Origin of the sequence: Pararhizobium sp. DWP3-4, from assembly GCF_049898205.1 — a bacterium.
Classification (GTDB): domain Bacteria; phylum Pseudomonadota; class Alphaproteobacteria; order Rhizobiales; family Rhizobiaceae; genus Pararhizobium.
Genome location: NZ_JAFCXF010000007.1, coordinates 215,975 through 237,174 on the forward strand (window position 1 = coordinate 215,975; position 21,200 = coordinate 237,174).

At 60.5% G+C, this 21,200-nt stretch carries 21 protein-coding genes, 1 tRNA gene and 3 pseudogenes; 18 read left to right on the forward strand and 7 right to left on the reverse strand.

The window, feature by feature from the left end:
- Positions 1-40 precede the first annotated feature (40 nt).
- Genes ACP7E6_RS19445 through ACP7E6_RS19455 form a run of 3 tightly spaced genes read left to right on the forward strand, consistent with a single transcriptional unit; the run spans position 41 to position 1,439 of the window.
- Positions 41-355: an ArsR/SmtB family transcription factor gene (locus ACP7E6_RS19445; RefSeq protein ID WP_426231363.1), complete on the forward strand. Its 315-nt coding sequence runs from the start codon at positions 41-43 to the stop codon at positions 353-355.
- Positions 352-792 (forward strand): SRPBCC family protein, encoded by a 441-nt coding sequence (locus ACP7E6_RS19450; RefSeq protein ID WP_426231364.1) that lies wholly within the window; start codon positions 352-354, stop codon positions 790-792. The genes ACP7E6_RS19445 and ACP7E6_RS19450 overlap by 4 nt, the downstream gene beginning before the upstream one ends.
- 38 nt (positions 793-830) lie before the next feature.
- On the forward strand, positions 831-1,439 hold the full coding sequence (locus ACP7E6_RS19455) for a glutathione S-transferase family protein (RefSeq protein ID WP_426231496.1): 609 nt from the start codon (positions 831-833) through the stop codon (positions 1,437-1,439).
- Positions 1,440-2,221: 782 nt separating this feature from the next.
- Here ACP7E6_RS19455 and ACP7E6_RS19460 read toward each other — a convergent pair.
- Positions 2,222-2,368 (reverse strand): annotated as a pseudogene (locus ACP7E6_RS19460) (D-lyxose/D-mannose family sugar isomerase); the annotation flags it as partial.
- A gap of 3 nt (positions 2,369-2,371) precedes the next feature.
- Between ACP7E6_RS19460 and ACP7E6_RS19465 the strand changes: the two are divergent.
- Positions 2,372-2,692 (forward strand): mannonate dehydratase, encoded by a 321-nt coding sequence (locus tag ACP7E6_RS19465; protein WP_426231365.1) that lies wholly within the window; start codon positions 2,372-2,374, stop codon positions 2,690-2,692.
- A gap of 19 nt (positions 2,693-2,711) precedes the next feature.
- Here the strand turns inward: ACP7E6_RS19465 and ACP7E6_RS19470 are convergent, their stop codons facing one another.
- The 4 genes from ACP7E6_RS19470 to osmF form a co-directional block, all read right to left on the reverse strand.
- Positions 2,712-3,464: an ABC transporter permease gene (locus ACP7E6_RS19470; protein WP_426231366.1), complete on the reverse strand. Its 753-nt coding sequence runs from the start codon at positions 3,462-3,464 to the stop codon at positions 2,712-2,714.
- Positions 3,461-4,399: an ABC transporter ATP-binding protein gene (locus ACP7E6_RS19475; RefSeq protein WP_426231367.1), complete on the reverse strand. Its 939-nt coding sequence runs from the start codon at positions 4,397-4,399 to the stop codon at positions 3,461-3,463. Before ACP7E6_RS19475 ends, ACP7E6_RS19470 begins: the two co-directional genes overlap by 4 nt.
- A complete protein-coding gene (locus tag ACP7E6_RS19480) occupies positions 4,396-5,562 on the reverse strand; it encodes an ABC transporter permease (RefSeq protein ID WP_426231368.1) in 1,167 nt (388 codons plus the stop codon). Before ACP7E6_RS19480 ends, ACP7E6_RS19475 begins: the two co-directional genes overlap by 4 nt.
- A gap of 74 nt (positions 5,563-5,636) precedes the next feature.
- On the reverse strand, positions 5,637-6,548 hold the full coding sequence (osmF, locus tag ACP7E6_RS19485; protein WP_426231369.1) for a glycine betaine ABC transporter substrate-binding protein OsmF: 912 nt from the start codon (positions 6,546-6,548) through the stop codon (positions 5,637-5,639).
- A gap of 392 nt (positions 6,549-6,940) precedes the next feature.
- Here osmF and ACP7E6_RS19490 point away from each other — a divergent pair.
- Positions 6,941-7,964 (forward strand): annotated as a pseudogene (locus ACP7E6_RS19490) (porin).
- A 257-nt stretch (positions 7,965-8,221) separates the two neighbouring features.
- Here ACP7E6_RS19490 and ACP7E6_RS19495 read toward each other — a convergent pair.
- Positions 8,222-8,311 (reverse strand) — tRNA-Ser (locus tag ACP7E6_RS19495).
- Positions 8,312-8,599: 288 nt separating this feature from the next.
- On the opposite strand from ACP7E6_RS19495, the pseudogene rplU reads away from it, so the two are divergent.
- The 4 genes and pseudogenes from rplU to ACP7E6_RS19515 all read left to right on the forward strand — a co-directional run.
- Positions 8,600-8,908: pseudogene (gene rplU / locus ACP7E6_RS19500) on the forward strand (50S ribosomal protein L21); the annotation flags it as partial.
- Between the two features lie 101 nt (positions 8,909-9,009).
- On the forward strand, positions 9,010-9,279 hold the full coding sequence (gene rpmA / locus ACP7E6_RS19505; RefSeq protein ID WP_037096930.1) for a 50S ribosomal protein L27: 270 nt from the start codon (positions 9,010-9,012) through the stop codon (positions 9,277-9,279).
- A gap of 129 nt (positions 9,280-9,408) precedes the next feature.
- Positions 9,409-10,065 carry a GNAT family N-acetyltransferase gene (locus ACP7E6_RS19510; protein ID WP_060502558.1) on the forward strand — a complete coding sequence of 219 codons (657 nt, stop codon included), beginning with the start codon at positions 9,409-9,411 and terminating at the stop codon, positions 10,063-10,065.
- Entirely contained in the window at positions 10,062-10,643 is a 582-nt protein-coding gene (locus ACP7E6_RS19515) for a GNAT family N-acetyltransferase (protein WP_426231370.1), read from the forward strand. Before ACP7E6_RS19510 ends, ACP7E6_RS19515 begins: the two co-directional genes overlap by 4 nt.
- 49 nt (positions 10,644-10,692) lie before the next feature.
- On the opposite strand, the gene ACP7E6_RS19520 is transcribed toward ACP7E6_RS19515, so the two are convergent.
- On the reverse strand, positions 10,693-11,553 hold the full coding sequence (locus ACP7E6_RS19520) for an endonuclease/exonuclease/phosphatase family protein (RefSeq protein ID WP_426231371.1): 861 nt from the start codon (positions 11,551-11,553) through the stop codon (positions 10,693-10,695).
- 82 nt (positions 11,554-11,635) lie between these two features.
- Here ACP7E6_RS19520 and obgE point away from each other — a divergent pair, with 82 nt between their 5' ends.
- From obgE to ACP7E6_RS19565, 9 genes are all read left to right on the forward strand, one after another.
- Positions 11,636-12,646 (forward strand): GTPase ObgE, encoded by a 1,011-nt coding sequence (gene obgE, locus ACP7E6_RS19525; protein ID WP_426231372.1) that lies wholly within the window; start codon positions 11,636-11,638, stop codon positions 12,644-12,646.
- 1 nt (position 12,647) lies between these two features.
- Entirely contained in the window at positions 12,648-13,817 is a 1,170-nt protein-coding gene (proB, locus tag ACP7E6_RS19530; RefSeq protein ID WP_426231373.1) for a glutamate 5-kinase, read from the forward strand.
- Complete coding sequence (locus tag ACP7E6_RS19535) at positions 13,810-15,090, forward strand: glutamate-5-semialdehyde dehydrogenase (protein WP_426231374.1); 1,281 nt, start codon at positions 13,810-13,812, stop codon at positions 15,088-15,090. The genes proB and ACP7E6_RS19535 overlap by 8 nt, the downstream gene beginning before the upstream one ends.
- A gap of 37 nt (positions 15,091-15,127) precedes the next feature.
- Positions 15,128-15,709 (forward strand): nicotinate-nucleotide adenylyltransferase, encoded by a 582-nt coding sequence (locus ACP7E6_RS19540; protein ID WP_426231497.1) that lies wholly within the window; start codon positions 15,128-15,130, stop codon positions 15,707-15,709.
- A gap of 106 nt (positions 15,710-15,815) precedes the next feature.
- The gene (rsfS, locus tag ACP7E6_RS19545) at positions 15,816-16,262 is read left to right on the forward strand and encodes a ribosome silencing factor (protein ID WP_426129875.1); all 447 of its coding nucleotides are present in this window, start codon (positions 15,816-15,818) and stop codon (positions 16,260-16,262) included.
- A 194-nt stretch (positions 16,263-16,456) separates the two neighbouring features.
- On the forward strand, positions 16,457-16,939 hold the full coding sequence (gene rlmH, locus ACP7E6_RS19550) for a 23S rRNA (pseudouridine(1915)-N(3))-methyltransferase RlmH (RefSeq protein WP_426231375.1): 483 nt from the start codon (positions 16,457-16,459) through the stop codon (positions 16,937-16,939).
- Positions 16,940-17,056: 117 nt separating this feature from the next.
- Positions 17,057-18,496, forward strand: coding sequence for a murein hydrolase activator EnvC family protein (locus ACP7E6_RS19555; RefSeq protein WP_426231376.1), 1,440 nt, complete (start codon positions 17,057-17,059; stop codon positions 18,494-18,496).
- Positions 18,486-19,808, forward strand: a complete 1,323-nt coding sequence (locus ACP7E6_RS19560) for a S41 family peptidase (RefSeq protein ID WP_426231377.1) — start codon at positions 18,486-18,488, stop codon at positions 19,806-19,808. The genes ACP7E6_RS19555 and ACP7E6_RS19560 overlap by 11 nt, the downstream gene beginning before the upstream one ends.
- Positions 19,809-19,938: 130 nt before the next feature.
- Positions 19,939-21,138: a divergent polysaccharide deacetylase family protein gene (locus ACP7E6_RS19565; protein ID WP_426231378.1), complete on the forward strand. Its 1,200-nt coding sequence runs from the start codon at positions 19,939-19,941 to the stop codon at positions 21,136-21,138.
- The last annotated feature ends 62 nt before the right edge of the window (positions 21,139-21,200 follow it).

A 21,200-nucleotide genomic window follows, 5' to 3' on the forward strand; every position in this document is an offset into this window, starting at 1 on the left:
AGCAATAGTTCACCACATGGTGAACTATCAGACCTCACAGATGGACCGCACATTCTCAGCGCTCGCCGACCCCACCCGTCGAGCCATTCTGCTGCGGCTGAACGATGAACCCGGGCTTTCGATAAGCGAGCTGGCCAAGCCGTTTTCGCAAAAGCTTCCAGGCATGATGAAGCATCTGGATGTTTTGGCTGAGGCGGGGTTGATCACACGGGCGAAAACCGGTCGCACGGTCTCGGTGAACCTTTCCGTCGAGCCGATGCAAGCGGCAATGGAATGGCTCAATCGATATGAACGCTTGTGGACGGTGAGCATCGATCGGCTTGCTGCGCTTGTGGAAGAGGAAGGCGGGCAATGACCAAAAATCTTCCAAGTGTAACAATTGTACGCAGAATTAAGGCCCCGCCTGCCAAGGTTTACGCGGCGATCACACAGCCCGAACTCATGTTGCAGTGGTGGGGTCCGGATGCAGGGCCAACGATTGGCGCTGAGGCGGACGTGCGACCGGGAGGCCGCTTTAGCGTGGTATTCCGGCTGCTGAACGGCGATGAGCATAACCCCACCGGGGTCTATCAGGATGTTATTCCAGACAGGAAGCTTGTTTTCACCTGGGAATGGCCTGGGATGCCAGAGCGCGAGTCGCTGGTCACGTTTCTGCTTGAGCCATTTGACGGCGGCACCGAGCTAACCCTGATCCACGAGCAGCTCCCCGACGAAGAAGCGCGCAAAAGTCATGAGGCAGGTTGGAGCGGCCTCCTCGATAAACTGCCAGTTTTTCTTGGAGATGCCAAATGAGCTAGTTGATCCTCACCACCTTCGACTGGGTTCCCGAAATGCCGCGCGGCTATATGCGTGACATAAGAGTGCGCTGGGCCCTGGAAGAGGCCGGGTTGGCCTATCGGGTCGAAAGCGTTCCATTTGACGATCGGACTGCCGAACATTTCGCCTACCAACCGTTCGGTCAGGTACCGTGGCTGACCGATGGAGACATCTCGATCTTCGAGAGCGGCGCGATCCTCCTTCATCTCGGCGAGCGGAGTGACGCGCTGATGCCTGCCGATCCGCACGGTCGCAGCAAGGCTAAGGAATGGCTGTTTGCGGGTCTGAATTCCGTCGAGGCGGCAAGTCTGCCATGGTCCCTGTTTATCTTTTCCGGCAACACCGGTGACACGCCCGTATGGAAGCTATTTGACGGCTTCCTTCACCAGCACCGGCTCATGCACCTGGAGCCGGTGCTGGCGGGATGCGAATGGCTGGCCGGAAGCTTTTCCGTGGCCGACATCCTGATGGCAGATGTGCTACGCCTCGTCGATCGGTTCGATGGACTGGTGAAATATCCCGCCTGTCGCGATTATGTTGCCCGCGCCATAGCCCGCCCGTCGTTTAAAAAGGCACATGCAGACCAGATGGCGCACTTTGCGGCGGCGGATTCAACGCGATAAAACCCTTCGGCGCAGGTAGCATGGCTTGGCTATCATCTAAAACTTGCTTCACGTCCCAACTGCCGCGCGTTTCTGTGCTGTTACGCCACCACCCACAATCAGCATCAGTCTCAAAAAAATTATCCCCGTTTATCCCCGCTCTGAAATCCTGGCGTATGATGATCCTTGTCTCCACCGCCGGAGTGTTTCGCGAGACGGTCGCGGGCAGGTGGGAGCCGGCGCCCTGTGCCAAAGCCGTAACGTGCGGTCAAGGTCAGGGTGATGCGTGCCGGGTGGTTCGTCAATGAGCCTCCTCAGATGTCTCCCCCGGGCTGCCAGGTCCGGTTTGGTTGAGCCATGCAAGCAGGAGAATTCTCTCCTGTGCAGCGAGACAGTGCCGCATTTGAAGGGGCCGGAAGCCTCGAAAAACGCCGAAGGCCACGCAGATGCGGAGCCATTTTATTAAACTACCCCGAGGTTCCGCATTTGCGTGCGCCCTCCGACTGACGCGATCAACCGCCCCGGTTTCCCGGGGGCGGCCGCTGTTGCGTGTTCTTTGATATTTTGGTGAAGCCTCATTGAGGCCATTGTTTGACCCGGTGGTTCCCTCGCACTCCGTCATGCTTGCCCTTGTGGCGGGCATCCAGCCACCGCGCGTCGCGCGGTGAAAGAACTCACCAGCCACACGGATAAAGAATCCCTTGCGCCGCAGACGCGGCGCGCTGGATCCCGGAACACGTCCGGGATGGCGGGGAAACTGGGAGCGCCACTCCGACTAAAAACATCCGGCAGATGCTCGCCGCCTACCGCAACCATTCCGCATAATCCGGCACCAGCAGATGCAGCGGCGGGTCGTCCTCCTCGATGCCGGAAAACCGCGTCACCGCCGGATCCTCGAAGATATTGTCGGTATTGTCGTTGACGGTGGAGACCTCGGCGACGAAGACGTCGGAATGGCAAAACGCTTCGCCGGTCGCATCCATTTCGCCCATCTGCGCAATGTCACCAAGGAACCGGACGGCTCCTTCATCGAATCCGAGCATCTGGCCGGCGACGTCAACATGGTCTCGCTGATCTCGGTTTTGCGCGCAGAGGAGCGTCGGCGCGAGAAGGAAGGCCACAGCGATAGCGTCATCCCGATGCGCCCCGACCACGGACACCTGTTGATCGACGACCAGAAAAAGACGGTCAATCCCGGCTATTCCTGCATCGGCCGCCTCAAGGGCCTTGCCGAACCGCGCGGCGTCATCGCCGCTGTCGATCAATTGATTTAGCGAGAGTGGGGGCGCGAGTTCAGCCTCGCGCCGACAGGCCTGCGCGCCGCGCCAGCAAACGCTCGATTGCCGAAAAGCCATCATAGATCAGCACGGCAAGAGCCCCGACGATCAGGCCGCCCTGCAGAACGAAGGCAATGTTGTTGGACTGCAGCCCGGCAATGATGACTTCACCCAGCGTCTTGGCGGCCACCGTCGAGCCGATCGTCGCCGTGGCGAGACTGATCACCACCGACAGCCGGATGCCGGCCAGGATCACCGGCATGGCCAGCGGCAATTCCACCTTGAAGAGGCGCTGGCGATCCGTCATGCCGGAGCCACGGGCCGCCTCCATCACCGAGGGCGGCAAGGTCGTCAGTCCCGTCAGCGTGTTTTCGAAGATCGGCAGCAAGCCATAGAGAAACAGCGCCACCAGCGTCGGCTTCTCGCCGAATCCGAGGATCGGTACTGCCAGCGCCAATACGGCGACCGGCGGAAATGTCTGCCCGACATTGACCAGGCTACGCGACAAAGGCAGGAATTCCGCCCCGAAAGACCGCGTGACCAGAATGGCCAGCGTCACCGCGACGATGATGGCACCGGTCGTGGCAATGGCGACGGTGCGCAGATGCAGCAGCGTCAGCGTCAGCAGGCTGCCCTGATTGTAGATCGCCGGCGCATTCTCCTGCACCAACGGTTTCAACAGCGGATCAAACCAGCCGGGCGCCAGGAGAAAGGCGATCAGGACAACCAGCAGCGCCGCGCGCAGGAGATGCGGGATCCAGGCCTTCATTGCGGTTTCGCTGCACGCCTGGTCAGCCCCTCCAAGGTTACCTTACCGACAATCGTGCCGTCGGCAGCGGCGACCGGCAAGGCTGCCCGGCCGGTCCACAGCAGTTCGGAGAGCGCATCGCGCTGGCTCACCGTTTCCACCAATGGTTTTCCATCCGCCGTTCCCGGCTCGACGGCGTCGCCTGCGGTTTCGATCGACAGCAGCCGGAACGGCCGCTCGCTGGTACCGATCAGCGTCTGGACGAACTCGGTTGCCGGATCTTTCACCAGTTCGGCGGGCTTACCATATTGAACAAGCGCGCCCTTATCCATCACGGCGATCTTGTGGGCGAGGTGAAACGCCTCGTCCATGTCATGCGTGACCAGTACGATCGTCGTGCCCAACAGCCGCTGGATAGCCAGCAGGTCCGCCTGTGCCTTTGCCCGGATGATCGGATCGAGCGCACCGAAGGGCTCGTCCATCAAAAGCACGTTCGGTTCGGCCGCCAAGGCCCGCGCGACGCCGACGCGTTGCTGCTGGCCGCCGGAAAGTTCATGCGGAAACCGCGCCGAAAACGCGGCAGGATCAAGCTGAAACAGCGTCAGCAGTTCTGCCACCTTGGCATCGATCCGCGCCTTGTCCCAGCCGAGCAGCACCGGCACGGTGGCGATGTTCTGCGCGACGGTGCGATGCGGAAACAGCCCGTGTCCCTGGATAGCGTAGCCGATCCGGCGGCGCAGTTCGAAACCCGGCATCGAGCGATTATCCTCACCATCCAGACGGATCGTTCCGGCCGTCGGCTCGACCAGCCGGTTGATCATCCGCAGCAGCGTCGTCTTGCCTGAGCCGGACGTGCCGACAATGACCGTCACCGTGCGTGGCTCGATCATCATCGACACATTGTTGACGACCGTGCTGTCGTCATAGCGCTTGGTGATCCCGTTGATTTCGATCATGCGGCCCTGCTTGTTTCTCGCTGAGGAGCGTTCATTTCAATCAGCGCATCGAGCACGATTGCCGCTGCGAAGGCCAGCACGACCGTCGGCACTGCCCCAAGCAGCACCAGGTCCATCGCCGTCTGGCCGATACCCTGGAACACGAAGACGCCGAAACCGCCGCCGCCGATCAGCGCTGCAATCGTCGCAAGGCCGATATTCTGCACCAGCACGATGCGGATACCGGTGAGAATGACCGGCATTGCCAGCGGAAACTCGATCCCGAACAGCCGCTGCCGATCCGTCATGCCGATGCCGCGCGCAGCCTCGTTGGTCTCGCGCGGCACGCCCGCAAGGCCAACCACGGTATTGGCGACCACCGGCAGCAGTGAATAGAGAAACAGCGCGACGAAGGCGGGGGCGGCACCGATACCGCGAATGCCGATGGCGGCGGCCCCCGGCACATTGACGGCGATCCAGCCAAGCGGTGCGATGAGAATGCCGAACAGCGCAATCGACGGTATCGTCTGGATCAGATTCAGCGTGTTGAGCACGCCAGCCCGCAAAGGCGCCACCCGGTGGCAGAGGATGCCGAGCGGCAGCCCGACCAGAACCGAGGCAAACAGCGATCCAAGCGCCAGCGTCACATGTCTCCCGGCCTCCAGCCAGAACACATCGGCCCGGCCCGAATATTCCTTGAGAATCGACAGCCCGTCCCACAGCCCCGACATCAGGACCACTGCTGCACCACCCAGCGTGATCGCCAGAAGCAGGACCCTGACCAGTGGCAGCGGCCGCAGCCGTGTGATCGAATCGGCAGCAAGCAGGGCGAAGGAAAATAGCAGGATCCAGAAGCCGGAAGCCGGAGAAACCCGGGCGTAGGTGTTGGATGGCGGCGTCAGAAACGTCGCAGCCATCCCGATGAACACGGCAATAGCAGCGAGACCCGCTGCCGCGGCAAACAGCCGAAGACGTGTCGGCGTCTTTAAAAGAACGATCAGCGCAGCGCCGGCCATCAGCCCCAAAAGGAGCAAACTTGCTCCATCGGGCAAGGCATCGAGAATGCCCTTTGCATCGCCAGGTACGATGCGGTTGGCACGAAAGGTCGCAAACGGCGCGGCCAGCGCCGCATAAGCGATCAGTAGCGCAATGACCACGCCGAGCTTGTCGAAGCGAATGTTCAAACTGCCATCCCCATCCCATTCAGGCCGGCTCCTTTTCAAGAGCCGGCCGTTTCACGGCAGCCTATTCAAACGGCTTATTTCAGGAAACCGTTCTTCTTCAAAAAGTCTTCCGCGACCGCCTTTGCCGGTTCGCCGCCAACCTGAACGCGGCCGTTGAGATCCTGCAGGGTCACCAGATCAAGCTTCTCGAACACCGGCTTCAGCAAGGTTTCGATTTCCGGATGGTCCTTCAGAACCGCCTCGCGGATGATCGGCGCCGGCTGGTAGACGGGCTGCACCGACTTGTCGTCTTCCAGGACGACGAGGCCCGATGGCGCGATGCCGCCATCCGTGCCGTAGACCATGGCGGCATTGGCCCCGTTTGTCTGGTTGGCCGCAGCCGAAATCGTCGCTGCGGTATCGCCGCCCGAAAGCGTGATCAGCTGGTCCGATTTCAACGTGAAGCCGTAGGTCGTCTGGAATGCCGGCAAAGCTGCAGCCGAATTGACGAATTCGGAGGAGGCTGCCAGCACCACCGTGCCGCCGCCGGCAACATATTTGCCGAAATCGCTGAAAGTCTTGATGCTGCTGGCATCGGCCAGATCCTTGCGCACCGCCACGGCCCAGGTATTGTTGGCCAGCGACGGCGTCAGCCAGACGATCTTGTTGGCATCGTAGTCCAGCTTCTTGGCTTCGGCATACCCCTTGGCGGCATCCTTCCAGAGCGGATCGTCGGCCTTCTCGAAGAAGAAGGCGGCATTGCCGGTATATTCCGGATAGATATCGATCTCGCCCGCAGCGATCGCCTTGCGCACGACCGGCGTCGCGCCAAGTTGGACCCGATCGGTCGTCTCGATATTGTTGGCCTTGAGAACGGCGAGGATGATATTGCCCAGTACGCCACCCTCGGTGTCGATCTTCGAGGATACGACGACCTGAGCATTGGCCGCAGCCGTGGAAACGAGTACCGCCAAGGCGGTCCCGATCAATGTTGTTTTCAGACGCACGATAATTCTCCCTTGAAACTGTTCACAATTTCTCCCACGCCCGCCCGCATTCGTCGGGGCATAAACTGCCATATGTGGCGAGGATCGGAGAAAAATAGAGCGTGAGAAAGGGAATTTGCGCAGTCGATGGATTGGGGGGATCGTGAGGATATCACGGCGGCATGACGAGATGCGGTGTACTGCGATCGGGTCGTGCCGCCGCGCAACATTTCGCCCTCGATTCTAACCCCGATCGGAGCACGGATTGAAGCCTTCAACCCAAGGCAGGTCTACGCTGTCATCAAAGTGTTAATGCTGCTTTGTATGCAAAGACGGTCATCGTCTGATGGCGCCGATGGTTTATTGGCAAAAATTGCGATCAGCGGCTTCACTGTTACAAAAGCTGGGGATTTATCGTGAAGAAAACCATTGTTTTGTCGTCGGCAATCCTACTGACCGCATTTGCGAATACGCAAGCCGCCGACGCGATTATGACCGCCGAACCGGAATCCCTGGAATATGTCCGCGTCTGCGACGCCTATGGCAACGGCTATTTTCTACATTCCTGGCACCGAGACCTGTCTGTCCATCGGCGGCTATATCCGCTTCGAGGGACGGTTTGGCCGTAACCGGGCCGGCACGTCGGACTGGTCCTTCTGGAACCGCGGCCAGATGACGTTTTCGACCAAGAATGATACCGAGTTTGGCACGCTGGCCGGCGTCATCACGTTGCGCGGCAATATCGAGAGAAGCGATTCCTCGTCGACCTTCCTGCAGGAAGCCTATATCGATATCGCCAACCTGCGCGCCGGCATGCAATACAGCTGGTGGGACAATGATCGCAGCATGAGCGGCGAGACGGACGTGGTCTCCAGCAACCAGACCGTTCACAATTCGATCCGCTATATGTTTGCCGACACAAAGACTTTCAGCGCTAGCGTAGCCGTGGACGAACTCGAGGAACGCTACCGCACCAAGCCTGGCGAAGGCCCAAACAATGTCGGTATCGAGGGCCAAATCTTTGGAGCGGCCGGTGCCATCAGCGGATACCTGTTGGGCAGCTACGACACCGATACCGAAGAGGGCGCTGTTCGCGCAATCGGCTATCTGGATATCGGATCAACCCAGCTTGGCGTTTACGGCATCTGGGCAAGCGGTGCCAACTACTATTTCGAAGAGGCGGAATGGAGCCTTGGCGCCCAATACGTCATCAAGGTCAATGACAAGCTTTCGTTGACACCGGGCGTTCAGTATCTGAGCAACATTGATCTCGACGCCAATGGCGATTTTACCGGCGGAGACACTTGGCGCGCCGGCCTGACTGTCGACTACAAGATCATCACCAATCTTGCGACCAAGATCAGCGTTCAATATATCGATCCTGACAATGCGCAGGAACAGGTCCAGGGCTTCGTTCGCCTGCAGCGCAACTTCTGATCCCCAAAGGGCCGGGAGCTTTGCAAAGACCGGGCTTTCTGATCCCCACCACCATCCCCACGTTTTCCGATCGCTCGGAGCATTGGGGCGAAGGAAGTTGCCCTATTCTTTTGCGCAGGGCATCCGTAGCTGATCCTGCTCCAACGATCGTCCAAAGGACGCGTATCACCACGGCGGGATCATCGAGACGCCTCGCCGGGCTGCGCCAAGGCTGTTCAGCACTGAACAGCGAAAGCCTATTTAAACCTAGGGAAGAATGGCGGAGAGGGTGGGATTTGAACCCACGATACCCTTGCAGGTATGCCGCATTTCGAGTGCGGTGCGTTCGACCACTCTGCCACCTCTCCGGATATGCTGGTCGGCGCCATCAGCGCGAGGCGGTTCATAGCGGCAGTTTTTGATGATGGCAAGAGGGTGGATCAAGGAAAATCAAACGCATCCGCGCCTTTCTCCTTGACAGTTTTGCCGGCTTCACGTAATTCGCGAAATCGAAGTGGTGTGGCATGTCCTCACCGCGCCGGGTCTCTATTGTGCCCGTTTCACCGGCAAGGCTGAAAGGCTTTGTTATGTCCGACTGAAGAAAAAGACGGCCTCGCCTTAAGCGAAGAGCCGGAACGAACATGAAAGGATAAAAAATGTTCGCAGTCATCAAAACCGGCGGTAAACAGTACCGCGTGGCAGCCAACGACGTTCTGACGATTGAAAAATTGGAAGGCGCCGCAGGCGACAAGATTGAATTCACCGAGATCCTGATGGTCGGCGTCGGCGCCGATGCAACCATCGGTGCTCCGTTTGTCGAAGGTGCCGTTGTCAGCGCCGAAGTTGTGGAACATGGCCGCGCCAAGAAGGTCATCGCCTTCAAGAAGCGCCGCCGCCAGAACTCGAAGCGCACCCGCGGTCACCGCCAGCACAACACGACTGTCCGCATTCTGGACATCGCTGCTGTTGCCGGCGCGAAGGCGAAGAAGGCTTCCAAGAAGTCCGACGACGCTGCCGCTGAAGCCGCAAACTGAGACACGGATCCAAGGTTTAAAGGAGAACATCCATGGCACATAAAAAAGCTGGCGGTTCCTCGCGCAACGGTCGCGATTCACAGTCCAAGCGCCTCGGCGTGAAGAAGTTCGGTGGCGAAGTCGTCATTCCGGGCAACATTATTCTGCGTCAGCGCGGAACCCAGTGGCATCCGGGCGCCAATGTCGGCCTCGGCAAGGACCACACCATTTTTGCACTTACGGCCGGCAATGTGAACTACCGTACGAAGGCCAATGGCCGCGTATACGTGTCTGTAATGCCGAAAGCCGAAGCAGCGGAATAAGCCGGTAGCGCTCTTAAAACAGCCGGCGTCTCATCGACCCGGCTGACGCTTACCGTGTTCAGGCCAAGATCAAAAGGGGAGATGGGGCAATGCCCGATCTCCCCTTTTTCACGTCTTGGAGGACTGAACATGCAAAGCGAACTGTTGAGGGAGAGCCAATCACGGTCTCCCCGGGAAGATTCCCTGGAATCTTCTCAGGAACGGCTGCGGCCCCAACGGTCAAGGACCGATTGCCCGATATTGTTATCGCCCAGGCTCGTTTTGCGCGCGCCCCACGAAGACGATATCGACGCCCTTGCCCATCTTGCCAACAACGCCAATATCGCCACCATGGTTTCGCGCATGCCGCACCCGTACACGGTGGCCGATGCTGCGGATTTCGTACGCCGTACGAAAACGGGCACGATTGGCAAGTGCGTCTATGCGATTACCAAAGCGGATAATGGCGCATTTCTGGGTTGCTGCGGTATCGAGCCGCATCCCGACGGCAAGACGGCGGAGCTTGGCTACTGGCTGGGCGAACCGCACTGGAACAAGGGTTATGCCACAGAGGCAGCCCAGGCACTGACCGACATGGCCTTCCGCACCCGTGACATCGACCAGATCGATGCACGCTGCCGGGTCATGAACGTCGCCTCGCGGCGGGTCATCCAGAAATGCGGCTTCCAGTTCCAGGGCTCCGGAATGGTCGATAGCCTGGCGCTGGGCGGGATGATGTCGGTCGAATGGTACCGGCTCGATCGCAAGACCTGGATGTCGTTGCGCAGCTGGGGAGGTCTGAGATGACCGCTCACCTGCGTGAACGGCCGAAGGTTGCCGTTCGTCCCGATCCAGGCCCCTGCCCGGTCATTGAAACCGCCCGGCTGATCTTGCGGCCGCACAAGCTGTCGGATGCCGATGCGGTGGCGCAATCGCTGGCCGACTATCAGGTCTCGCGCATGCTGGCGCGGGTGCCTGTGCCCTATCACCGGCAGGACGCACATGACTGGCTGGTCCGGCAGGGTTCGGGACTGATTGCCGGCTGGACGCTGGCGATCACCACCGGCGACGACGTCCATATCGGCTGCGTCGGCATCGAGCTCATGCATGGCCAATGGCATCTCGGCTACTGGCTGAACCGCTATTACTGGAATCGCGGTTATGCCAGCGAAGCGGCGCATGCGGCCATCGAGCGGTTCTTCCGGCGCATGCCCGGCACCGTCCTGCATTCCGGCGTGTTTGCCGACAATGCCGGATCGCTGAAGCTGCAGAAGAAGATCGGCTTCGAGATCACCGGCTGCAGCCAGATCTATACGCTGGCCCGCAACGGCATGGTCAGTCATATCGAGACCAGCATCACGGCGGGTGCCCTCATCGCACCGTGAAATGTAAAAAGGCCCGCAGTAACGAAACTGCGGGCCTTTTCGCTTTAAGCTAGTCCAGCTCGAAGCCGACCGGCAGGTGGTCCGAACCGGCGGCCTCGGTATCGATCCAGGCATGCCGCAAGCGTGGCGCAAGACCGGCACTGAGGAAACAATAGTCGAGATGCATGCGCTTTTGATGATCGGCGGGATTGATCCAGCTGTAGCTTTCAGGCGTCAGCCGGCCGAGATGCGCCAGCGCATCCACCGGGTTTTCAAGCCGCAGCGAGCGGCCATAATAGGCATCGCGCGAGCCGGTCATCAGGCAGTATTCCGGTCCCTCCGGCTCCATGTTGAAATCGCCCATCAGCACGAAGTCTTCCGGATGCGGCAGTTCGGCAAAGCCGAAATCACTACCGCCGGTCATCGCCCCGCCCTCGCGCGGATAGGACAGAGCCTTTTCCTTCAGATAGGCGATCTGGGCGATGCGTTCCGCCGGATAGACATGGTCGAGATGGACCGAATAGACCCGCAGCGGGCCGGAAGGGGTGACGACCAGTGCTTCGGTCGCGCCGCGCTGCAGGTTCATCGGCGAGGTCGTGCGGGTGCGCGGCAAGGGGATGAGGCGGGTCGCGGCAATCGGGAAACGCGACAGGATCATGTTGCCGAACTGGAAGCGGCGCTCGACGGCCCGGCCGTTCTCGATCGCCGATCCGGCATCGATCTCGCAGGCTGGCCAGAAGGTGGAGAAGTATTGCGGCATCAGGTCGCGGAAAATGGCGGGAAGATCGGCATGATCGTTGCGATGAAAATTCCGCGTCACTTCCTGCAGCGCGATCACGTCGGCGCCTTCAAGACTTGCAGCGATGCGTTCGGGATCTAAACGGCCGTCCAGACCGACGCCGTACTGGATGTTATAGCTCAAAAACTTCACGATATTCTTTGACCTCCGGAGCACGCGCCTATATCGATGGCGACAATTGTGGCGGCAAATACACCAAACAGATGGCAGTGCGATGAAATTTCTTGACGAAACAAAAGTCTATATCCGGTCCGGCGACGGCGGAGCTGGCGCTGTGTCGTTCCGGCGCGAGAAATTCATCGAGTTCGGCGGCCCGGATGGCGGCGACGGCGGCCGTGGCGGCGACGTCTGGGTGGAGGCCGTCAATGGTCTCAACACACTGATCGATTTCCGCTTCCAGCAGCATTTCAAGGCCGGCACGGGCATCCACGGCATGGGCCGCAACCGCACGGGCGCTGGCGGCGGTGATGTAACGCTGAAAGTTCCGGTCGGCACGCAGATCTTCGAGGAAGATTCCGAAACAATGATCGTCGATATGATCGCCGAGGGCCAGCGCTTCCGCCTCGCTGCCGGCGGCAATGGCGGTTTCGGCAACACCCATTTCAAATCCTCGACCAATCAGGCACCGAACTGGGCCAACCCAGGCCTTGAGGGCGAGGAAAAGACCATTTGGCTGCGGCTGAAGCTGATTGCCGATGCCGGTCTGGTGGGATTGCCGAATGCCGGCAAGTCGACATTCCTGGCGACGGTGACCCGCGCGCGCCCGAAGATTGCCAACTATCCGTTCACGACGCTGCATCCGAACCTCGGTGTTGCGACGATCGACGGTCGCGAATTCATCCTGGCCGATATTCCGGGCCTGATCGAAGGCGCCCATGATGGCGTCGGTCTCGGCGACCGGTTCCTCGGCCATGTCGAGCGCACCCGCGTGTTGCTGCATCTCGTTTCCGCACAGGAGGAAGATGTCGCCAAGGCCTACAAGACCGTCAAGCACGAGCTCGAAGCCTATGGCGGCGAGCTGACCGGCAAACCTGAAATCGTTGCGCTGTCGCAGATCGACGTGCTCGATCCGACCGAACTGAAGAAGAAGCAGAAAGCACTGGCAAAGGCCAGCGGCCAGACGCCGCTGCTGTTGTCGGCCGTGGTCGGCACCGGTATGACCGAAACGTTGCGGGCATTGCGCGATATCATCGTCGCTGCACAGACCCCGGTGGACGAAGACTGACATGACGCCGCAACGCAAACCGCTGGAAAAATACCGCCGGATTGTGATCAAGATCGGCTCGGCCCTGCTTGTGGATCGCAAGACCGGGTTGAAGAAGCAGTGGCTGAATGCGATGTGCGCCGATATCGCTGTACTCAGGGCCAAGGGTGTCGAGGTTCTCGTCGTCTCGTCCGGCGCCATTGCGCTTGGCCGTTCGGTACTCGATCTCGCCCCCGGTGCGCTGAAGTTGGAAGAAAGCCAGGCAGCGGCGGCCGTTGGCCAGATCGCGCTGGCCCGCGCCTGGTCCGAAAGCCTGTCGGCCGACGAGATCGTTGCCGGTCAGATCCTTTTGACGCTTGGCGATACCGAAGAGCGACGCCGTTACCTCAACGCCCGCGCGACGATCAGCCAGCTTTTGAAGATGCGGGCCGTGCCGATCATCAACGAGAACGATACCGTCGCCACCACCGAAATCCGCTATGGCGACAATGACCGTCTGGCGGCCCGTGTCGCCACCATGACCGGCGCCGATCTGCTCGTGCTTCTATCCGATATCGATGGGCTTTACACCGCGCCACCGCATCTCGATCCCGATGCGCAGTTCCTCGAAACCATCGCGGAGATCACCCCGGAGATCGAGGCGATGGCAGGGGGTGCCGCGTCCGAGTTGTCGCGTGGCGGTATGCGCACCAAGATCGATGCCGGCAAGATTGCCACCGGTGCCGGCTGCGCCATGATCATTGCGTCCGGCAAGGTCGATCATCCGCTGTCGGCAATCGGCGAAGGTGCGCGCTCCTCCTGGTTTGCGCCATCCGGCTCACCGGTCACTGCGCGCAAAACCTGGATTGCCGGGCAATTGCTGCCGGCAGGCAGCCTTTCCATCGATACCGGTGCCGAAACAGCACTTCGCTCCGGCAAGAGCCTGCTTCCGGCCGGCGTTCGCCAGGTGACGGGATCGTTCAGCCGCGGCGATACGATCGCCATCCTCGGTGCGGAAGGCCGCGAGATTGCCCGTGGGCTGGCCGGTTACGATGCCGACGAAGCCCGCCAGATCACCGGCAAGAAATCGGCGGAAATTGCCGTCATTCTCGGTTATGCCGGACGCGCCGCCATGGTGCATCGCGACGATATGGTGATGACGGCATCCGCCAAGCGGGAGACGGATGCAGTGAGGAGCGACGCTCATGCTTGACGATGCGCGAAAGAAAGAAATCCAGGAATTGATGGCGGTGATCGGCCGTCAGGCCCGCGCCGCCAGCCGGCCGCTCGCCACGGCATCTGCGGAGCGCAAGCATGCAGCCCTGATCAGCATGGCCAGCAACATCGTCGCCCACAAGGACGACATTCTCGCCGCCAATGCGCTCGACCTTGAAAACGCCCGCGAAACCGGCGTTGCTGCATCCTTCCTCGACCGGCTGACTTTGTCGGAAATCCGTGTCCTCGACATGGCCAATGCCATTCGCGCGATCGCCGAACTGCCCGATCCCGTCGGCGACATCATCGCCGAGTGGGATCGCCCCAACGGCCTGCATATCGAACGCGTGCGCACGCCGCTCGGCGTCATCGGTGTCATCTACGAAAGCCGTCCGAACGTCACCGCCGATGCCGGCGCGCTTTGCCTCAAGGCCGGCAATACCGTGATCCTGCGCGGCGGCTCCGACAGCCTGCATTCATCGCAAGCGATCCATGCCTGTATGGTTCAGGGCCTAAAGGATGCCGGGCTTCCAGTGCATGCGATCCAGATGGTTCCGGTCTCCGACCGCTCGGCCGTCGGCGCCATGCTGACGGGTCTTGGCGGCTCGATCGACGTCATCGTTCCGCGTGGCGGCAAGAGCCTTGTTGCCCGCGTCCAGAACGAGGCGCGTGTGCCGGTCTTTGCCCACCTGGAAGGCCTTTGCCACGTCTATGTCGATACTTCTGCCGATCTAGAAATGGCGAAAAACATCGTCGTCAACGCCAAGATGCGCCGCACCGGCATTTGCGGCTCGGCCGAAACGCTGCTGATCGACCGCAAGGCAAAAGACAAATTCGTCCTGCCGCTGATCACAGCCCTTCGCGATGCCCGCTGCGAAGTCCGCGCCAGCGAAGACATCCGCGCCATGGTGCCGGGGCTGATTGCTGCGACCGAAGAAGACTGGGCAACGGAATATCTCGACGCGATCATTTCGGTGACGCTGGTCGATGGCATTGCCGGCGCGGTTGATCATATCTCGTCCTGGTCGTCTGCCCATACGGAAGCCGTCATTGCAGAGGATCCGGCCGTCGTCGAGCGCTTCTTCGCAGAAGTCGATTCGGCCATCCTCCTGCACAATGCCTCGACCCAGTTTGCCGATGGCGGCGAGTTCGGCATGGGCGGCGAGATCGGCATCGCCACCGGCAAAATGCACGCGCGCGGGCCGGTCGGCGTCGAGCAGCTGACCTCATTCAAATACAGGGTGCGCGGCACCGGTCAGGTCCGGCCGTAAGGTGCTGACGGGCGACGTCGATCCGTTCTATCTGAAAATGCCCCATGTCGAAAATGGCATGACCGTCGGATTGTTCGGCGGCTCCTTCAATCCGCCGCATGACGGCCATGTGCTCGTTGCCGATATCGCGCTGCGCCGGCTTGGGCTGGAGCAGCTTTGGTGGATGGTGACACCCGGCAATCCGCTGAAGAGCCGTAACCATCTGGCCCCGCTTGCCGAACGCATTGCGCTCAGCGAGAAAATCGCCCACGATCCGCGCATCAAGGTGACGGCCTTCGAGCAGTCGCTCGGCCAGAGCTATACGGCGCGCACGCTGGAAAAAATCCGTGAACGAAATCGCGGCATTCATTTCGTCTGGATCATGGGCGCCGACAATCTGAAGAATTTTCATCTCTGGCAGGACTGGCAAAAGATTGCCCGCACCTTCCCGATCGCCGTCATCGACCGCCCCGGCGACACCCTGTCCTATCTGTCCTCAAAGATGGCGAAAACCTTTGATTATGCGCGCGTTGACGAAGCTCATGCCGCAAGCCTCGCCTGGCGCAAGGCTCCGGCCTGGACGTTCATTCACGGACCGCGTTCACCGCTGAGTTCCACGGCATTACGGGCGAAATCTTGAGTGCATATAAGCAATGATTAACCGTCATTTATTTCTCGTGTCTTGAAACCGTAGGGCATTGGTGCCTACATTTAGAGTGCGGCTCGACCGACATTCGAATCGCGCCATGCCTGTTCTGTTCACCTGGAAAGGAAAAACCCTGACAACAGTACACGCGAAGGGAAATGTCACCCGCATTTTCCCGCAAAGCCCGGAACGCAGTGACGAAGTCGCTGCCCGTGCTCTTCACCTGGTTCTCGGCAGTCTCGAGGACTCCAAGGCGGAAGATATTGTCACCATCAACATTGCCGGGAAATCGGCGCTGGGAGACTATATGGTCGTGGTCTCCGGGCGATCCAGCCGGCATGTCATGGCGATCGCCGATCACCTGATCACTGATCTCAAGGACGGTGGCCAGGGAAATGCCCGCGTTGAAGGTTTGGAGACCGGCGACTGGGTGCTGATCGACGGCGGCGACATCATCGTTCACGTGTTTCGCCCGGAAATCCGCGAGTTCTACAACATCGAAAAGATGTGGGCCGCGCCGGACATGGAAGACGGCACTTTGCACTGACCCTGAGCGCCGTTTCGGGTGCTTGAGCATCAGTGACACATTTCCTGCATGGCCGTGCGGGACAGGTTAGCTGGTTGCGGCCATTTGCAGATTGAGGTACGCCACCAGCGCTCTGCTGGGCGGGGAGAATGTGCCTCTCGCTGCTGACCAAACGGCGATGCTCTGACGGGCGTGATGAAAATTAGGGAAATGACATGCGGGTTGGCCTGTTTGCTGTCGGGCGCCTCAAGGCCGGCCCGGAAAAGGATCTGGCGGCCCGTTATCTCGACCGTTTCGCCAAGGCCGGCCCCGCAATCGGCCTTGAACTGTCGCGGATTGCCGAAGTCGCCGAAAGCCGGGGATCAAGCGCCGATACGCGCAAGCGCGAAGAGGCGGCCCAACTCGAAAAATCATTGCCCGATGCCAGTCTTCTCATCCTGCTCGACGAACGCGGCAAGGCCCTCGATTCCGAAGGTTTCGCATCCCTCATTGGCTCCTTCCGAGACAGTGGCAAGCGCGACCTGATGATTGCCATCGGCGGCGCCGACGGGCTTGATCCCGCCCTTCACGCCAAGGCGGATGCCGTTATCTGTCTTGGCAAGATGACCTGGCCGCATCAATTGGTGCGTATCCTGATCGCAGAACAGCTTTATCGCGCCGTCACCATCCTTTCAGGCCATCCCTATCATCGGGTTTGAACGGTTGGCGTTGCATCGCCATCCGGATGCCGCAATTGCCACGAATGGCTGTTGGCTGAACTGGCCAAATCAGCGTAGGGTTTTTCACTTAAATAGACGGCTGACAGCGATGGCGGAATGACCACAGGTGCGGCAAAGCAGGCACGGGAAGAGCAGCCGGGAAACACCGGCTGGCTCTGTTTCCGCGCGAGCGTTTTGGCCATCACTTTCCTTTTCGCCACCGCTGCGCTGGCGCAAACTGCGGAGATACCGGATCAAAACCCGCAAGACGCCGCCCAACAGGCTCCGCCGCAGGCGGATCCCGCCGCAGAACTTGCCGTAAAACGCGACAGCACCCGCAGCGAATTGGAAGCCCTGTCGAAGACCATAACGCTTTCCAACGATCGTGCCGCGCAATTGCAGGCCGGAATAGCGGAACTGGAGAAAACCAGTGAATCGCTGCGCACGGCGCTTGTTGCCTCGGCTGACAAACGCAAGGCGCTGGAACAGCAGATCATCGACGGTGAAGAGAAGCTGACCACGTTGCGGACAAAGGAAGACGCCGTTCATGCCTCCCTGCGCGCCCGGCGCGGCGTGCTTGCCGAAGTGTTGGCGGCGCTGCAGCGGATGGGGCGCAATCCGCCGCCGGCCCTGCTCGTCACGCCGGAAGATGCGCTCGCCTCCGTGCGCAGCGCCATCCTGCTCGGCGCCGTTGTTCCCGGCATTCGTCACGAAACGGAAAACCTTGCCGCCGATCTGAAGGCGCTTGCCGGCGTTCGCAAGGAAATCGTCACCCAGAAGCAGGCGCTTGGCGACGACATGACGGCAAGGCTTGAGGAAGAGCGGCGCATGAACATGCTGATCGTTGAAAAGCAGAAACTCAAGCAGCGCAGCGCCACAGAACTCGCCTCCGAACGCCGCAAGGCCGAGCAGCTTGCAACGCAGGCAACCAGTCTCGAAGGGCTTATCGGCTCGATCGAGAGCGAAATCGCTTCCGCACGCGATGCAGCGGCGGCCGCCAAGGCCGAAGAGGAAAATCGCCGGCTGATGTCGGAGGCCCAGCGAAACGAGGCCCGCGAGCTGGCAAACAGCACGACGCCCGACAAAAACCGTATTGCGCCTGCATATGCGTTTTCGGACTTGCAGAAAAAGCTCGCGCTTCCGGTTGCCGGATCGATCCTGCGCAAATTCGGCGACGCCGACGGCACGGGGCATTCGCTTCAGGGCATCATGCTCGAGACCAATGCAGGGGCATTGGTGACCGCGCCGTCGGATGGCTGGATCGTTTTTGCCGGTACGTTTCGCAGTTACGGCCAGATGATTATTCTCAACCCCGGTGACGGCTATCACGTCGTTCTCTCGGGTTTGGAGGGTGTGACGGTGCAACAGGGACAATTCGTCGTCGCCGGTGAACCGCTGGGTACGATGGGTAACAAAAGAGTGGCCAGTGCCACTGCATTGGCGCTGGAAACAGAACGCCCGACGCTTTACATTGAATTCAGAAAAGACGGAAAACCGGTTGATTCCCGACCATGGTGGACCGCAGCAGACACCGGAAAGGCACGCAATGATTCGTAGAACGTCACTTGTTCTGGTCGGGGCACTCATGGGTGCAGCGGCCACGGGCGTTGTATATTCCTCCATCGTCCCAGCCGTCGCGGCTAACCCGTCGACCTATCGCGAACTGTCGATTTTCGGAGATGTTTTCGAGCGCGTGCGTGCGCAATACGTGACGCCGCCACAGGACGACAAGCTGATCGAAAACGCCATCAACGGCATGCTCTCGTCGCTGGACCCGCATTCGAGCTACATGAATTCGACGGATGCCGAGGACATGCGCACCCAGACGAAGGGTGAATTCGGCGGTCTCGGCATCGAGGTCACGATGGAAGACGATCTCGTCAAGGTGACGAGCCCGATCGACGATACACCGGCCGCCAAGGCTGGCGTTCTTGCCGGTGACTTCATTTCCAAGATCGACGGTGCCGACGTGCGCGGTCTCAAGCTTGAGGAAGCCGTCGACAAGATGCGCGGCGCGGTCGGCAAGCCGATCAAGCTGACGATCCTGCGCAAGGGTGCTGAAAAGCCGATTGACATAACGATCGTCCGCGACATCATCGCCGTGCGCGCCGTCAAGTTCCGCACGGAAGACGATGTCGGTTATGTCCGCGTCATTTCCTTCACGGAAAAGACCTATGACGATTTGAAGAACGCGATCGAAAAGATCAAGGCTCAGGTTCCGGCTGACAAGCTTAAGGGCTATGTGCTCGACCTTCGCCTTAATCCGGGTGGTCTGCTCGACCAGGCGATCAACGTCTCCGACGCTTTCCTTGAGCGCGGCGAAGTGGTCTCCACCCGCGGCCGCAATCCCGACGAGACGCGCCGTTTCAACGCGACGCCAGGCGATCTGACCGACGGCAAGCCGGTGATAGTGCTCGTCAACGGCGGTTCGGCTTCCGCATCGGAAATCGTTGCCGGCGCCCTGCAGGACCTGAAGCGCGCCACCGTTCTCGGCACGCGTTCGTTCGGCAAGGGTTCTGTTCAGACGATCATTCCGCTCGGCGAAGCCGGCGCGTTGCGTCTGACTACCGCGCTCTATTACACGCCATCGGGCAAGTCGATCCAGGGCACCGGCATCTCGCCGGACATCAAGGTCGATCAGCCGCTGCCGCCGGAACTGCTCGGCAAGGTCGAAACCACGAGCGAATCCAGCCTGCGTGGCCACATCAAGGGCCAGAACGAAAACGACGAGGGCTCCGGCTCGGTTGCTTACGTCCCGCCGGAAACCAAGGACGACCTGCAGCTGAACTACGCGCTCGACCTTCTGCGCGGCAAGAAGACGGACCCGGCCTTCCCGGCCAATCCGGAAAAAGCTGAACTGAAGCCGTAACATCCGCTGACAACACGGATCGCCTGATACTCTTCGCCGCCCGGCTCCAGCTGGGCGGCGGTTTCGACTCTTAAGGGAACGCCCAAGCCAAAGGCTTCCGCCATCGCAACTCAGATCGACAGAGGCCCTCTTGGGAACAGATCTCAACGCTCCTCTTGGTCAGAACCGCAAGACGCGCTCCTCCAAAGCTAAAAAGTCCGGCCTGACATTCGGCCGCCTGTCGCTTGGCGTTTGTGCCCTGGCGCTGATTGGCGTTTCGCTCTGGACCGTTCTGGAGCCGACCGGACTGATCCTGCCGCCGGAACCGCAGATCGTAGCGGATGCCGCCCAGCCAGGCGACAAGGCCGCGACAGAGCCCGACAGCACCAAACTCAAGCAGCAGAAGACGAGCGGTGGGCTTTCCGGTGCCCATGTCGAGGAAACGCTGACCGACAACGGTTCCATCGTCACCAAATTCTCTCCCAAACAGCGCGACGGCGACGGCCCCGCCTTCATCGAAGTCGGCCGGACCAAGGGACAGGACCCGCGCTTGGCGACTTTCCCGAATGACGACCTGTTGGAAGACAGCCCGGAGGGACGGCTGCCGGTCACCGGTCCTGAGGGGCTGCGGCCGATGGATCAGTATGCGCGGCCATGGTCCGGCGCACGCGGCGTCCGCATTGCCATCGTGGTCGGCGGCCTCGGCCTCAGCCAGACGGGCACGCAGAATGCGCTGCGTCAGCTGTCCCCCGATGTCACGATGGCCTTTGCCGCAACCGGCAACAGCCTGCAGCGCTGGATGCAGGAAGCGCGTCGCACCGGCCATGAAATCCTTTTGCAGGTCCCGTTCGAACCCTTCGACTACCCCGAAAACAATCCCGGCCCGCACACGCTGCGCGTCGGGCTGGATGCAAAGAAGAACCTGTCGGAACTGCACACTTCACTGGCCCAGATCACCAACTATACCGGCATCATGAATTTTCTCGGCGGCCGTTTTCTCTCGGACGCCGATGCGCTGGAGCCGGTGATGCGCGATATCGGCAGGCGCGGGCTGCTGTTCCTAGACGACGCGACATCGGCGCAGACGCTGACCGGCACGCTGGCCGAAACGATCGGCGTACCGCATGGATTTGCCGACATGGTCGTCGATGACCAGATCGACCGCAAGGCGATCCTGAAGAGACTCGATGAACTCGAGCGCATCGCCAGGCGCAATGGCGGCGCTATCGGCGTTGCCTCGGCCTTCGATGAAAGCGTCGCAGCCATTTCCCAGTGGATGGACGAGGCAAGCACACGCGGCATCGAATTTGTCGGCGTTTCGGCCCTCGTCAAGGATCCACAACAGCAGTAGCGTATTCGATCGAACCGCGCGGATCTCACTGATCCGGCATGCAAAGGGCAGACAGGCAGGGG